Source organism: Desulfosporosinus sp. FKA (assembly GCF_002196785.1).
GTDB classification, from domain to species: Bacteria; Bacillota; Desulfitobacteriia; order Desulfitobacteriales; family Desulfitobacteriaceae; genus Desulfosporosinus; species Desulfosporosinus acididurans.
The window spans coordinates 147048-161917 of record NZ_NAHZ01000033.1 but is presented as its reverse complement, the minus strand read 5'-3'; the positions used below and the strand labels follow the sequence as shown (position 1 = coordinate 161917).

General features: G+C 40.7%; 16 protein-coding genes. 6 read left to right on the top strand and 10 right to left on the bottom strand.

The window, feature by feature from the left end; all coding sequences use genetic code 11:
* Positions 1-171 precede the first annotated feature (171 nt).
* The gene (locus B5771_RS20070; RefSeq protein ID WP_088189123.1) at positions 172-1662 is read left to right on the top strand and encodes a B12-binding domain-containing radical SAM protein; all 1491 of its coding nucleotides are present in this window, start codon (positions 172-174) and stop codon (positions 1660-1662) included.
* A 170-nt stretch (positions 1663-1832) separates the two neighbouring features.
* Here the strand turns inward: B5771_RS20070 and B5771_RS25130 are convergent, their stop codons facing one another.
* Complete coding sequence (locus B5771_RS25130; protein WP_088189122.1) at positions 1833-2900, bottom strand: PrpR N-terminal domain-containing protein; 1068 nt, start codon at positions 2898-2900, stop codon at positions 1833-1835.
* A gap of 251 nt (positions 2901-3151) precedes the next feature.
* Complete coding sequence (locus B5771_RS20060) at positions 3152-3391, bottom strand: alcohol dehydrogenase catalytic domain-containing protein (RefSeq protein ID WP_348982965.1); 240 nt, start codon at positions 3389-3391, stop codon at positions 3152-3154.
* 152 nt (positions 3392-3543) lie between these two features.
* Between B5771_RS20060 and B5771_RS20055 the strand changes: the two genes are divergently transcribed.
* The 3 genes from B5771_RS20055 (at position 3544) to B5771_RS24400 (ending at position 5281) form a co-directional block, all read left to right on the top strand.
* Positions 3544-3813 (top strand): hypothetical protein, encoded by a 270-nt coding sequence (locus B5771_RS20055; protein ID WP_088189121.1) that lies wholly within the window; start codon positions 3544-3546, stop codon positions 3811-3813.
* 133 nt (positions 3814-3946) lie between these two features.
* Complete coding sequence (locus B5771_RS20050; RefSeq protein WP_088189120.1) at positions 3947-5119, top strand: amidohydrolase; 1173 nt, start codon at positions 3947-3949, stop codon at positions 5117-5119.
* 21 nt (positions 5120-5140) lie between these two features.
* Positions 5141-5281, top strand: a complete 141-nt coding sequence (locus B5771_RS24400) for a hypothetical protein (protein WP_172408324.1) — start codon at positions 5141-5143, stop codon at positions 5279-5281.
* 76 nt (positions 5282-5357) lie between these two features.
* Here B5771_RS24400 and B5771_RS20045 read toward each other — a convergent pair whose 3' ends face one another.
* Positions 5358-5633: a hypothetical protein gene (locus B5771_RS20045; protein ID WP_047808076.1), complete on the bottom strand. Its 276-nt coding sequence runs from the start codon at positions 5631-5633 to the stop codon at positions 5358-5360.
* A gap of 296 nt (positions 5634-5929) precedes the next feature.
* On the opposite strand from B5771_RS20045, the gene B5771_RS20040 reads away from it, so the two are divergent.
* Positions 5930-6823 (top strand): metallophosphoesterase, encoded by an 894-nt coding sequence (locus B5771_RS20040; RefSeq protein WP_088189119.1) that lies wholly within the window; start codon positions 5930-5932, stop codon positions 6821-6823.
* A gap of 453 nt (positions 6824-7276) precedes the next feature.
* Here the strand turns inward: B5771_RS20040 and B5771_RS20035 are convergent, their stop codons facing one another.
* From B5771_RS20035 to B5771_RS20025, 3 genes are all read right to left on the bottom strand, one after another.
* The gene (locus B5771_RS20035; protein ID WP_088189118.1) at positions 7277-7690 is read right to left on the bottom strand and encodes a hypothetical protein; all 414 of its coding nucleotides are present in this window, start codon (positions 7688-7690) and stop codon (positions 7277-7279) included.
* A gap of 204 nt (positions 7691-7894) precedes the next feature.
* The gene (locus tag B5771_RS24850) at positions 7895-8134 is read right to left on the bottom strand and encodes a hypothetical protein (protein WP_088189117.1); all 240 of its coding nucleotides are present in this window, start codon (positions 8132-8134) and stop codon (positions 7895-7897) included.
* A gap of 73 nt (positions 8135-8207) precedes the next feature.
* A complete protein-coding gene (locus B5771_RS20025; protein ID WP_242966910.1) occupies positions 8208-9080 on the bottom strand; it encodes a M23 family metallopeptidase in 873 nt (290 codons plus the stop codon).
* A gap of 115 nt (positions 9081-9195) precedes the next feature.
* Between B5771_RS20025 and lexA the strand changes: the two genes are divergently transcribed.
* Positions 9196-9813 (top strand): transcriptional repressor LexA, encoded by a 618-nt coding sequence (lexA, locus tag B5771_RS20020; RefSeq protein WP_088189116.1) that lies wholly within the window; start codon positions 9196-9198, stop codon positions 9811-9813.
* A gap of 289 nt (positions 9814-10102) precedes the next feature.
* On the opposite strand, the gene B5771_RS20015 is transcribed toward lexA, so the two are convergent.
* The 4 genes from B5771_RS20015 to hflX all read right to left on the bottom strand — a co-directional run bounded on the left by B5771_RS20015 (position 10103) and on the right by hflX (position 14859).
* Entirely contained in the window at positions 10103-11206 is a 1104-nt protein-coding gene (locus tag B5771_RS20015; protein ID WP_242966909.1) for a D-alanine--D-alanine ligase family protein, read from the bottom strand.
* Positions 11207-11336: 130 nt separating this feature from the next.
* Positions 11337-11882 (bottom strand): signal peptidase I, encoded by a 546-nt coding sequence (gene lepB, locus B5771_RS20010; RefSeq protein WP_047808082.1) that lies wholly within the window; start codon positions 11880-11882, stop codon positions 11337-11339.
* Between the two features lie 68 nt (positions 11883-11950).
* The gene (locus B5771_RS20005; protein ID WP_088189114.1) at positions 11951-13216 is read right to left on the bottom strand and encodes a methionine gamma-lyase family protein; all 1266 of its coding nucleotides are present in this window, start codon (positions 13214-13216) and stop codon (positions 11951-11953) included.
* Positions 13217-13248: 32 nt separating this feature from the next.
* Positions 13249-14859, bottom strand: coding sequence for a GTPase HflX (hflX, locus tag B5771_RS20000; RefSeq protein WP_088189113.1), 1611 nt, complete (start codon positions 14857-14859; stop codon positions 13249-13251).
* Between the last annotated feature and the right edge of the window lie 11 nt (positions 14860-14870).

Genomic DNA, 14870 nt, shown 5'->3' with positions numbered 1-14870 from the left:
TCAAAATTCCAAATCTCATTTACCATAATACGGGATAATTAAACAATATATTTAATCTGTACCATTTTTTTGCATTTCGTTTTAATTAGGTTTATAATCATAAAAAAATAAAGCAGCGAATTTCATAGATTATTTACCAAATAAATTTTACTTAACAGAAGGGAGTTAGCTATGAGAATACTCTTTGTTTACCCACAATACCCAGTTACATATTGGGGATTTCAGTATGCCTTGAAATTTGTATCAAAGAAGGCTAGCTTTCCGCCTCTTGGACTGGCTACTGTTGCTGCCATGTTTCCAGACGATGATGAAAAGCGCTTGATTGACATGAATGTAACCACACTCAAAGATAAAGATTTATTGTGGGCTGATTACGTAATGCTTAGTGCCATGGCCGTTCAGAGAGAATCAACGAGAGAAGTGATTGATCGCTGCAAAGCTCTCGGTATAAAAACAGTCGCTGGCGGACCTCTCTTTACCGCTGAACCTGAAATCTATGATGATGTTGATCATCTTTTATTAAATGAAGGTGAACTTACCATACCGAAATTTATCCATGACCTTAATGAGAATAAAGCACAACATATTTATACGTCTGATCAATGGGCAGACCTGCGTGATACCCCTGTACCTATATGGAAACTTATCGATCAAAAAAGGTATTCAACGATGAACATTCAATATTCACGCGGATGTCCTTTTAACTGCGATTTTTGTAATGTAACCAGCTTATTTGGACACATACCCCGAACAAAGGACGCCCCGCAATTAATTAGGGAGTTAAACGCCCTTTATGAATCAGGTTGGCGTGGCGGAGTTTTTTTTGTCGATGATAATTTTATTGGCAATAAGCGAAAGCTTATGAAGGATATTCTCCCAGCTCTAATTAACTGGATGAGGGAAAAGAATTATCCGTTTGCCTTTTTAACTGAAACCTCAATCAACCTTGCCGATGACGACACCCTAATGGAAATGATGGTTAAAGCCGGTTTTAATACCGTATTTATAGGCATCGAATCTCCAAATGAAAGCAGTTTAGCCGAGTGTAACAAAGTACAAAACAAAAACAGAGATTTAATTTCAAGTGTAAAGAAAATTCAGCACTCTGGTCTACAAGTTCATGGCGGCTTCATTGTTGGTTTCGACAATGACAATAGTTCGATCTTCGATAGCCTTATTGATTTTATCCAGCAAAGTGGGATCGCTGCTGCTATGGTTGGGTTGTTAAACGCTCCTAACGGAACTAAATTGTATCAGCGTTTAGCTGGTGAAGGCAGATTATTAAAAGGGTTTACAGGAGATAATACAGATTTTAGTATGAATTTTATTCCCAAGATGGATCGAGAAACTCTGGTCAAAGGATATCAAAGAATTGTCAACACTATCTATTCTCCGAATCGTTATTATGAAAGAATCCTTGTGTTTCTGAAAGAATACAAACCCATCGCCTCCACCACAGGCCCTTTAAGTTTTAATCATATTTTAGCCTTTTTAAAATCAATCATTCGCTTAGGAATTATTGAGAAAGAGAGGCGGTATTATTGGAGACTTATTTTCTGGTCACTAATGAAACGTCCTCAAGTCTTCCCTTTAGCGATTACTCTGTCTATTTATGGTTATCATTTTCGAAAGGTGTTTGAAAACTCAGCTCTGGAGAGCTGATAGTTCGCTTAAATATACATTAAATTTTTTCATTTCTCACACCTGAAAAACTAAGTGACCAAACAATTATAGATTTTTAACTAAACCCTTAGACAAATTCATTGTAAGCAAAAGTCCGGCAATATACCGGACTTTTGCTTACAATGAATTTTGTTGTTTCACTTCTCCAATTAATTTGACACGGAGGTTAACTTTTCCCCTACCAATTTAAGACTCTCTAATTTCTGGGACAAATCTTGAGTGGCAGTTGCTTGCTCTTTAGTTATCACATTACTCTGCTCAACATTTTTTTGCACACTAATGACTGAATCACGAAATCTTTTAAGCATCTCATCAATATCCTTAACCGACTTATTGCTCTCCACGGCCAGTTTGCGTACTTCCTCAGCCACCACCGAAAAACCTCGTCCATGTTCCCCTACACGAGCAGCCTCAATTGCCGCATTGAGTCCCAATAAGTTCGTTTGCTGAGCCACCCTGCGAATTACTTGTAATATTTCTGAAATACCATTAACCTCTTGAGTGGCAATTTGGGCGATATTAAAGGATTCTTCGCTTGAAGCGGCTAGTTCCTCAGAAGAAGCCGCTAATTCCTCGACAAAAGCAGCTGATTGTTCCAGTTCCGAATAAAGTTCTGTTAACACCTGCTCGTAGCGTTGCGTTTTTTCTCGCTCTCGCTCTGAGACTTGCGCTATTTTTAACGCCTCGGTTATAGCACGCTTTACTGCCAATTGACCCGATTCAAGGAGGTCCAACATGTATCCGCCCTGTTCCTTAGCTGCCGTATAGCCGCCTTTGTCCCCGGTAATAGCCTTAACACCAATTTTGCTTAATTGTTCCAATATTTCAGGAATTTCCTTAAGGGTAGTCCATGGCCTAACATATATTGTCGTTTCACCGACAACGAAGTCTGAATCATCCATATCATCTAAAAATCCTTTATGAGCCACCACACCCACTTTTGCCGCTCCACCGACAATCAAACGCTGAACTGCTTCCAACATCTCAGCAATAGTCATGGTCAGCCCAACAACAGGCTTATCGGTATGCTCTTTTAACATATCAACCATAAGGCCTCTGCTGATCATAACATCCGCTTGAGGATTGGCTCTAACTACCTCTGAACCTCGATCAAAGCTTACCACCTCGATAGGAAACGATAAATTGAGCTCATGCATCACCTGTCCCGCAACTTGAGCCATATCAGGCGTCAAAGCTACAAAAAAAATGGAATTCATGATTTTGTTTCCCCCTCGTTAAACTAGGTTATTCCCCTTTTACGTGATTTTTGGGCGAACATTTATGAATTAAACCGGAGTAATCATAAAAACGGCCGGATTATTTTCACACTTCTCTAATTTATATTATTAATTCATATAATTCTACTTCTAACAACAGATATCCTGCATTCGTTACATAATTCGCAAAATATTTGCCTGAAACGACGTAATGTGTGAATACTTTTGTGAATCATCATCCTCCGAAAAAGTTAGCCCCGGCGAACTGCCGGGGCATGTATTGACCATTCTTCAACAACACCCATAGCTTCGTGACCAATAATAAATCCTTTAGGCATTTTAGGGATACTTCCATGCAAAAGATGTAAATCCGAACCACAAATAGTTGTAGAAGTAACTTTAATTATAATGTCATCGGCCTTCATAATTGTAGAATCTTCAACATTTTTAACCTCGACATGATTGACTCCTTGAAATGTGATTGCTTTCATTCCCTTAGTTCCTTTCTGGTATTTTTATTATCTTCTCATTTTCGCAATAATTCATACCTTCTTTCTGCCCATCTTCTGTTTTAAATGGGCAGTGTACGATTTCAGGAACCTTGTTCACTTAAATCCATAAATTGAATTAAGGGGGGATAAGAATGACAGAAGAGATTCGATGTGTCCATTGCGATAAAAAAAACAATCAGGATCAATGGTTTATCACAACAGCTTATGCTTTAAACATAAGCATTGAAGAGGTTATAAATCGAGATCATCCAGTTTTAGTCTATTTTTGTCCCAATTGCGGTTTGCCCAATACACGAATAAAAGAAAACCATGAAGAAGTGCCCGCCGAGGATGAGATTGAAGAGATCGAAGTAATCAATGAAGAAGTAAACACCGACAAGTCAGATTTTGAGAGCGAGTGAACCCTAAATTATTCATGTTAAGCAAAAAGACGCTGAAAGCGTCTTTTGAGTTTAAAGCTTAATTTTATCTGGATAAGTTCATAATCTCCCAATGATTATGACAAACTAAAACTACGAAAGGGGGAAAGATCTTTTGGACTCACTGCTTCTTAAACATTGTCTGCTTTTCGAACAAGATGGAAGGACTGTACATAAGGACATTCTAATCGAGATGGGTAAGATTATATCTCTGGAAGAGGATCTTTCTTCTGCTGGTTGTTCTTCAATAATTGATGTTCAAGAGCAATACGTCTTGCCTGGATTTATTGATTGCCATACTCATTTAGGTATTATTGAAGAATGCACAGGAAAAATCGGAGTTGACAATAACGAGACCTCCAATGCGGTTACCCCCCATCTTCGAGGCATCGATGCAGTCAACCCTCTGGATGTAGCTTTTAAAGACGCAGTTAAATCCGGAGTTACAACAGTTATGGTAGGACCAGGGAGTAATAACGTTGTAGGAGGTCTCTCTTTAGCGATTAAAACCTCGGGACGCATCATAGATCAAATGGTCCTAAAAAATCCAGTTGGCTTAAAAATTGCCCTAGGCGAAAATCCAATCAGTACTTATGGCATTGAAAGTAAATGCCCTGTTACGAGAATGGGAACGGCTGCTTTAATCAGAGAACTATTTATGCGAACAGAAGATTATCGAGAATTAAAGCAACAAGGCAAGATTAAATATCGAGATCTTCGTCTTGAGGCAGTTATTCCTGTCCTACAAGGTGACATTCCATTAAGGGCCCACGCTCATAGAGCAGATGACATTGTTACCGCAATACGTATTGCTGAAGAATTCAAAATTCACAAACTCGTCATTGAACATGGAACCGAAGCCGATTTGGTCGAAGACTATCTTAAAGAACGCAAAATACCGGTAGCTTTTGGTCCCATGTTAACACCGCGAATTAAGATGGAATTAAAAAGCCGAAATTACAAGACTGCCATTAATCTGGTAAATGCCGGCATAAAAGTAGCTCTAATCACTGATCATCCCTATAATTCTATAGACCAATTGCGTACTATTGCCGCATTGAGTATCGCTGAAGGGCTGAAGCCTTCCGAAGCGCTGTGTGCTCTTACTTCGAATCCCGCAGAAATTTTAGAATGCGGTCAGCAAATCGGAGCTGTTAAAATTGGCTGCGATGCTGATTTGGTTGTCTTTGACGGAGATCCATTTAATCTTAAATCCAAGATCATCTATACATTTGTCAATGGTCAACTGGCATATTCGAAAAACGGAAAACTGTCTTTCAAATCTTAGTATTTTTAAGGAGTTTTCAACATGGTATTACGATGTCCAAAATGCAACAGTAAAAAGTATTATTACACCTATATTAACGAGCAAGAAATTGTGCTATGCAGAAGCTGCGGCTATTGGGAATCGATGTCTTTAGATGACTGGGAGAAATTAAGTCATTCTTAAATCTCTGCTTACAACCAAAAGTTCAAATACTTCCGATGCTCATTTAAGTTTAGAGGCGAGTCTTAAGGGTAACAAATTACTCCTCTGGGATAATTTTAGCTCTGTCGAAAGGCAAACGCTTCTTGATATCCATGATCTCTTCCGAAATCGATGCAAAGTTATTAGCGCAGGTTTCGTTGTGGGTTGGCACCTTTTTCAAGGAAGATGCTTTGGGTTCCATTCTCTTTTGAACGTTCTTTCTGTCAAAGTGATACATCGTTTCCCGCCGCCCTTTACGAGAATCGGCAAACCCGATCTTTCGAGCCGGGCGGATGCTGCTTATAGGTTTTATTTCCTCAACATGCTCGTCCAAGTAATATCACCTCCATTTTTATACCTCTTTGATAATCATTTTATCATTATCCCATAACTTAACTCTAGATATGATTGTCCATCGCCATCTTTTTTTCAGCTCTTAAGGTTATATTTCCAGCGTCAGAAGAGTAAGTGTTAATCACTTTTACGTTCCAGATAAATTTTTTTAATACGAATAATTCTCAGCAAAAAGGGTGCACTTAAAGTGCACCCTTTTTGCCTGCAGCCAATATATTAGATTATAACCAGCTGTTGCTTGGGTATTGTTTTGATTAGGTTAACGAGGAGGCTGACATGGATAAGTTAGAACGTATTTCAATGATATTTCAAACTGCGAAAGAGATTCTGTTTGACAACTCCTCAAAAATTATCCTAATGAGTGACATCCATAGAGGAGACGGAAGTTGGGCTGATGATTTTTCCAAAAACCAAAATGTTTATTACGCAGCCTTAAACCATTACTACCATGAAAACTATACCTACATCGAAGTTGGTGATGGTGATGAACTCTGGAAAAATAATAAACTAACCGATATCATTAATATACATAATGATACTTTTCTGCTCCTCTCTAAATTTTACAATGAAGGCCGGCTCTATATGATCTGGGGGAATCACGATATCGTTAAACAATCCGAGAATTATGTATTCAATAACTTATATCAATACTTTGATGAACAAGAAAAAAGGTTTATCCCCTTATTTAAGGATCTAAAACTACATGAGGGGTTAATTTTAAGATATCAAGAAACAAATCAGAAGATCCTCTTAATTCATGGACACCAAGTAAATATTATGGATTATGAGCTTTGGAGATTATCAAGATTTCTCGTCAGATATTTATGGAAACACCTCGAATTATTCGGTATGAATGACCCTACAAGTACAGCAAAAAATTATGAAAAAAAAGAAGATGTGGATCAAGTACTGATTGAATGGGTAAAGGTAAATAAACATCTGCTCATTGCCGGGCATACTCATAGACCTATGTTCCCGGATGTAGGCGCCCCCCCCTATTTTAATGACGGGAGCTGTGTCCATCCGCGAAGTATCACAGGAATCGAAATCAATGATGGATCAATAGCACTTGTCAAATGGAGTGTCAAAACTAAGGACGACGGAACATTATTTATCGCCAAAGAGTTTCTGGAAGGGCCAAGAAAGTTATCTGACTTTCAATATTCCTAGGACAATTTATCCAGTATTCCTATGTATAGTTTACTTCCGATTACATTTTACATTGGTTTATAACATCGTCGGATGCAATTAAGTGCCTCGGAAGATACCGGACATTAAATATGGCATCAATCTACTAGTGTATATTGATACCATAAAGATAAGATTAAATCTGCAGATTTATGATTTTAAGAGCTGTAAATTTGAGATGAGAAAGGTCAGTAAAAAAGTGATTACCACCACCTCCGCCCTAAGCCTGGATAACACCCGCACCCGAAAGCGCCGCCATATGGTCCTCCCCAATAATTAAGCCAGTATGGCCACGTCCATACAAGACCCAGAGTTGGCATTTTCCACCCCCCAATCATTACGATCGTATCATTTTGAAATGGCTTGACTCAGTAATAGCATATTCATAATGTTGGTTTTATGTTAATGACTACCTTTTTAGGTGTGGCTACATCATCACGCTGTAGTGCGTATCGCTCTTTTCTTTTCAAACTCCGCCCATCGTTCTTCCATTGACATTGCTCGAGTCTTCTTTCCTTTAGGAACATTATTATCGGTTTCTTGTTTACTGGAAACGAGGTCTGTTGCAGAGTTCTCCGCTTGGCACGTCTCTTCTTTAGACTGCCCTTTAATTTCTTCTTTTGTTTCTTCTTTTGATTCTTCTATTTCCGCCACCACCCGTGCAATTCTGGCGCTTGTTTCTCTTATCCGCTCATCAATTATACTTTCCTTTCTTACATAACTAAGAATTTTTCTCTGTAGCAAAACAATCACTGCTATTAGTACTAAAATGGACAGACCTTCCAGTAATTCAAATAAATTAACCTGAAAACTGATCCTGCGACAAGATTCAATTATTTGATTAATCATATGTTTAGTCCACCTCAATCCTAATTTAAGTGTTATTAACACGGATACTAAATTGTTAATCTTATTTTCTATAAACAGTCAATAATTACCTTCCGGAATATTGTAATATATTGTAAAATCGCTTCTTTTTTTAGATGTATCATAACAGAACCCCTATATTGGAGTTTCCAACATAGGGGTTTTGCTCTTCTCTTCTTAAGACCCTTATCGATGTTTAAAAGTATAGTTTATGCCTTTTCTACGGAGTCTTTTCCCAGAACTTCGATCTTCCTTATTTATTAGTATATCATCAATTCCGATTTCGGCATAATCACCTTCAAGAGTGTCTATACACTGACAACAATTATCACATATTTTACTTGGGTCAAGATCGCAGCGATCACACTCACCACAATCTGTGCAAAGCCGGTCTTCCAAAATACATGGTTTACCAATTGTTTTCAAGTTTATCAATCCCTCAGAATTTAGTTATTTTTATGAGTTATCGGCTATTGGATTTATGTCATTTTCTATCATATCATAAAATACCGACTCTGGACAAAATTAATAAATTCCTTTCATCCTTGGAAAGATTAAGAATCGCCGCGTTGATTCGCTGATCAGCCCAATATTGCCAGACAACGAGAAAAGGATAAGGATTTATCCACTGACCATTTGGGAGTTCAATACCTAAATGAAGATGATCAGGTGTCGTCAAAGCATCTCCCGTATGACCCATAGTTCCAACGTCTTCACCTGCTTCAATTCGTTTTCCTTTTACCAATTTAGACGATATTGTTGCCAAATGAGCGTAATAATAATAATTTCCATCATCGCCGCGAACTCCAACTCGTTCTCCACCCAGGCGATTCCATCCCAGCTGTTCTATTCTTCCACCACAAATGTTGATTATCGGAGTACCCTCCGGAGCAAAAAGGTCCGTCCCCTCATGAACACGTTTGCCTCCTTCACGATCCGCACCGAAACTATCTTCAAACCATGTCTTTCCAACTACCGGGAATCTGTACCTGCCTGGCGTGAGATATTGAACGTGAACTAATATATCTCGACGTCTTGTTACTAGATTCTTTGTTGGCAGAGGAATATTCCCCCAGGATAAGTTTTGGAAAGAAATCTTATTTTTGAGCTGTTCGATTAAGAATTGAGTCTCTTGGGGAGAAAGTGTTGAACGAATTGCCAGCAGATCCTCCCAGGAAACTACTTTGCCGGACCGATACTCTTGGGAACATTCCTTCACGAGGTTAGGAGAAATCGAGAGCAAGTAAGGATATATATCCTTATCTTGGCTGGGAGAACGATGGAGTAAGTTCCAAAAAACCAAGGCTGCAGCCATCAGACAAAGAATTTGAGTCAATGCTATGAAATAATTCCACTGAACCTTAGTTCGCAAATTATCATCTCCTTTTCTCTAGCTTTCCTCTTTAATTCACTGGTTTCGAACATTTGTTTGCGCTTTGTTTCAAGGAATGGTAAAATATACATAACTATAAGTAGGGAGTGAAAATATGTATCCAGATTTATCAGAACGACAAACTAGAATCTTGGATTTTATTAAGCAAGAAATCCACAAAAAAGGATATCCCCCTTCCGTTAGAGAAATCGGCGAAGCTGTTGGGTTATTGTCTAGTTCTACAGTTCATGGGCATCTTCAAACTCTTGAGGATAAAGGATATATTCGGAGAGATCCCACGAAACCAAGGGCCATCGAGATTTTAGACGACACCAGTGACACTCTCGACTCAAGGAAAGTTGTTCATATTCCAATTATTGGTCGCGTAACGGCAGGGCAGCCCATTTTGGCTGTAGAAAATATGGAAGGAACGTTTCCCTTGCCTGCTGACCTCGTCCATCAGGAAAATGTTTTTATGCTGCGAGTTCAGGGGGAAAGCATGATTGAGGCTGGAATCCTAGATGGAGACTTAATTATCGTTCATCAGCAAAATGAAGCGCGCAATGGAGAAATTGTCGTTGCCTTAATTGGAGACGAAGCAACAGTAAAGCGATTTTTTAAAGAAAGAACACTCATTCGTCTTCAACCTGAAAACTCGGCAATGGAACCCATCTACTCCCAAGATGTTTCGATTTTAGGCAAGGTCATCGGTGTTTTTCGCACCCTGCATTAACTCCAAACTCCCTAATTAAGATATGCATCATCCCTCTTACTTAGGTTAAGTACTCACGAACTTAAGTGAACTCGTTCAGCTAAAGCTGAACATCGGGGCTTCGGTGAGGGACTCTAAATAGTAAAGTGGAAAAATAATGGGCTGGAACAAACGTCTTTCTCATTTGCTCCAGCCCATTGCTTTATAAACTAATCCAATTGTATGAATCCCACTTCTACAAGTGGGCGTGATTCCCATACCATGAACCATGCTTCGTTGCGCTTGCAGGGCGCACATAGCATTTGGTTCACTAATCTTTTGATATTTTGCTCTTTTGTTTTTCCTCAAACCGTTCAAATCCCAAGGTAATTAAATGATCAATCAGTTTGGCGTAGGGAATGCCTGTTGCATCCCAAAGTTTCGGGTACATTGAAATCTCAGTAAATCCCGGCAAGGTATTAATCTCATTGAGGATAATTTCATTCTTGTCTGTCAGGAAAAAATCCACACGGCTGAGGCCGCTTGCATCAACTGCACGATACGCTTCAATGGCCATACTCTGTAATTGTTCAATGATGAATTGAGGAAGAGGCGCCGGTATTTTCAAACTGGAACCAATATCCGAATATTTTGCTTCATAAGAATAGAATTCTTCTGCCGGCAAAATTTCACCGGGCAATGAGGCCTTCGGGTCATCATTGCCTAAGACAGCAACTTCGATTTCTCTGCCCACGATATTCTCTTCGACGACAACTTTACGATCATAAGTCGTCGCCAAGTTTAAAGCTTGAATCAGTTCTGAACTGTTATGGGCCTTGGAAATACCCACGCTGGAGCCTAAATTGGCTGGTTTCACAAAACATGGATATCCTATTTTAGCTTCAATGGCTGACACCCAAGCCTCCGGCTGCTTCAAGTAATCAGAACGCAGAAATGTCAGGTAATTGGCTAAAGGAAGTTTTTTATCCAGGAATACCACTTTCATGCGGTCTTTGTCCATGCCGAGAGAAGACCCGAGGACACCTGAACCTGCATAGGGAACATTGGCCATTTCTAAAAGTCCTTGCAGCGTTCCATCTTCCCCATAGGGTCCATGAAGGACTGGAAAAACAAAGTCAAATTTACCCTCATTAGGAAGTGTTCGGCCATCTAAGGCAATAAAGCGCGGATCGGATGGATCAAGTACAAGAGTTACTTGGGGAGACTGATTGCTCCCAGAAAACCCCTCCCTAATAATATCTTGAGGGAGAACACCCCAGAACCATTGGCCTTGCTTGTTAATTCCGATAGTTTCAACATCATAGCGATTGCGATCAATCGCTTTAAAAATAGATTGAGCAGAGTTTAGAGAAACTTCGTGCTCCCCTGAACGCCCGCCAAAGATTAGAATCACACGGATTTTGTGATTTTCCACAATCCCCCACCCTCTCATAAGTATTCGTTTAACTATAATTTTCTGCTTGATTATGTTAGTAAGTAACACTAGTTATGGTGATAAGATTCATCACTTTAGTATATGCCGCAAATTTAAAAAAGCTCCCACCTTAGCGGGCGAGAGCTCCAAAATGATCAAGCGGCCAATAGCGGAACAATGTACGGCCCGTAATATTTTTTATCGGTAAAAAACCCCAAACCCTTGAATCATCACTGTTATTTCTGTTATCACCCATAACGAATACAGAATCCTTAGGAACAACTACGGGACCAAAATCATTTTTTGATTTTTCTAAGATATAGGGTTCATAGAGTGGTTTATCATTGACATATGTCGTGTGATTACGTATCTCTATCTTATCTCCGGGCAAACCAATAATACGTTTAATAAAATCTTCCGTTGCATGGGCACTCGCAGGCGGTTTAAAAACCACAATATCCCCTCGGGTCAAATGACCGAACTCCTTAAAGAAAAACTTATCAACAATGACCCGGTCTTGAAGCTGAATTGTCGGAAGCATCGAACCGGTAGGTATTTTACGTGCTTCAACAACATAAGTCCGCAACACCCAGGAAAGGGCGAAGGCAATAAGGACTATTTCTAGTAATTCTACAAAAAAGCGAGTCGTGCTTTTCTTGGATTCTAACTCTTCCATAATCCACCCCTTTTCTGTGTTTAATAGTATCACAGGATGGTCAAAGTTCCAAATATCAAGATCAATACTTAACCTAAAAGTCCTTGCTGCCATAAATTCAGGGCTGCTAAAATATTTCCCGTTTGAATATACCGTTGAGAAATACCCCCTTGCTGGTAGGCAATATAAGGTTCTCTTAAAGGACCATCCGCAGAAAATTCGCTCGTTGAACCTTGGATAAATGTCCCGCCGGCCATGATAATTTCGTCTTCGTACCCCGGCATGCCGGAAGGAACAGGTTTAATGTGAGCATCAATTGGAGAACCTTTCTGAAGTCCCTGACAAAAGGCAATCATTTTTTCTCTCGACCCAAGCTTTACAGCCTGAATAAGATCCGTTCTGGGCGATTCAGGTTCGGGATTAACTTCAAAACCTAAAGCTCGCCAAAAAGCCGCGGAAAAAACCGCTCCCTTTAGAGCTTCAGACACCGTTAAAGGACTAAAGAACAATCCTTGATAAAATAAGCGCTCCCATTCCAGGGTCGCACCCATATGACCGCCAACTCCAGGTGCCGTTAAACGCTGTGCAGCCAAACTGACTAAGTCAGACCGTCCGGCAATATACCCTCCGGTAGGGGCAATACTCCCGCCTAAATTTTTGATGAGCGATCCGGCCATTAAATCTGCCCCAATGTCGCCAGGTTCCATAGGTTCTACCAATTCACCGTAACAATTGTCAACAAATATTACCACATTAGGAAAGCGACTTTTTACGAAGTCAACAAGTTCTTTGAGTTGGGCAATCGTTAGGGAATTTCTCCAAGCATAGCCCCGCGAACGCTGGACGATCACCATTTTGGTTTTAGCCGTAAGAGCCTCTTTCAACAATTTTAACTGCATATTTCCTTGGCTGTCTAAAGGGATCTCCTGATAGCTTACCCCAAAATCCAGCAAACTTCCTTGTCCTTTTCCTCGAAGTCCGATGACTTCCTCGAGAGTATCATAGGGTGTACCACTTACTGAAATCATTTGATCGCCAGGACGAAGGACACCAAATAAAGCAGCGGCAATGGCATGAGTACCCGAAACGAATTGCCCCCGTACAAGAGCTGCTTCTGTCCCCAGGATACGAGCTGCCACTCGGTCAAGGACGTCCCGTCCGCTGTCTCCAAGACCGTAGCCCGTTGTTCCCTGAAGATGATAGGCAGAAACACGTTCTTCTTGAAAAGCTCTTAGTACTTTTTCATGATTTAATGCCGAAACTTCTTGCAGATAGGGCAATTGTTGGCGGAGAACTTCTTCTGCCTCTGCAACTGCTTTATGAATAAACTCCGGCCAATTGGGATTCAAAAACACGATGCTCCTCCTTATAACGTTTAATAGATAAATTACTCTAGCATAGATTCCAAGACAGTCCAGACAGGATTTAAAGAATCCCCGCGTTTAAGCGATAAAGAGATAGGATAAGGCAAAACCTGGGCCAGCTTTGAGATTTCCTCATTATCCCGAACTTTATCAACTTTGTTGAGAAGTGTGATGACCGGCTTTTCTTGACACTCCAATTGTCCTAAAACCTCGTGAACAGTCTCAGCCTGTTGAATTGCCTGCGGATGGCTTACATCTAGGACATGAATAAGAACATCAGCCTGCTGAACTTCTTCGAGGGTAGCCAAAAATGCTCTAAGCAGCTTAGTAGGCAGTTTGCGGATAAAACCAACTGTGTCACTCAGCAGAATTTCAAGCGCAGGTTTAATTTGAACTCTGCGAACAATAGGATCTAAAGTCGCAAATAATTTATTTTCTCCGCTGGGAATATCAGAACGAAAGCCTGCCTGCTCCATAGCATTTTTCATAAACGTCGTTTTTCCGGCATTTGTATAGCCCACCAAGGCTACTACCGTTAAACCGCTTTTAGCCCGTTGACGCCTTTGAATCTCTCGATGCTGCAGGACAGCTCTCAGCTCTTTTTCCAGAAGATTGATTCGTTCGCGCATTCTCCGTCGATCAAGCTCCAATTTGGTTTCTCCAGGACCCCGGGATCCAATTCCGCCGCCTAGCCTGGATAAAGCTTGTCCTTGTCCTGTTAAATAAGGCAGCAAATGTTTTAGCTGTGCCAGTTCCACCTGAAGTTTACCTTCACGAGAACGGGCACGCTGGGCAAAAATATCTAAGATTAGCCCCGTGCGGTCTAATACTTTCAATCCCGTTTCCATTTCCAGGGTCCGCAGTTGTGTCGGGGACAATTCATCATCACTAATCAGGACCTCGGCCCTTGTTTCCTGAAGCCGATGAACTAATTCTTCCAGCTTCCCGCTGCCTATATAGCTTCGTGACTGGCCGTTACGGCGCAGTTGGACAAGCTGCCCAACGACCTCGACTCCCGCAGTAAGTGCTAACTCTGCCAGCTCTTCCAAATCCTCATTAAACTCCTGATCTGCCTCTTGCAAGGCCAGAAGAAAAGCACGCTCTTTTTCAGGTTTCGTCTCTGTCTTTTTCCGCCCCTTGCGATCGTGAGAAGGATCTGGTATTGAATTGTAATAGTCAAACTCCTGCCAGTTATTCGGGCTAAGATCAACTACGAAAGGATTACCGTCACTTGTAAGATAAGCAAGCTGAAAACCCGTCAGTTCACCTTGGCTTACTCCAATAGCTGTCATACTTTCCAGCCTTAACGATGTCAGGGCGCTATAATCAAGAGAACTAAGTGTTGGAACTCCATTGGGATGTGTATGCAGGCAGCGCAAATGGTTGCTTTGAGATCTTCCCTTAAGGGGCGGGAGAGTAACTGCAGCATGTCTTCCCACTGCTGCCGCAATCAGTACTCCCCCGCGGGAAAGGTAAACACAAATCTCCCGATTCCAGAGCTGTGTCAAACGGGTTAGGCCTCCGAGAATTTCGGGATGAAGCAATTGCTGCCGCTCCGTTTGATAGTCGGAGAGCATTTTAAGTTCCTGTATTTGACTCGCCTTGATCCCAGACAAATCACCCGAAATTTCCATAGTTCATAACC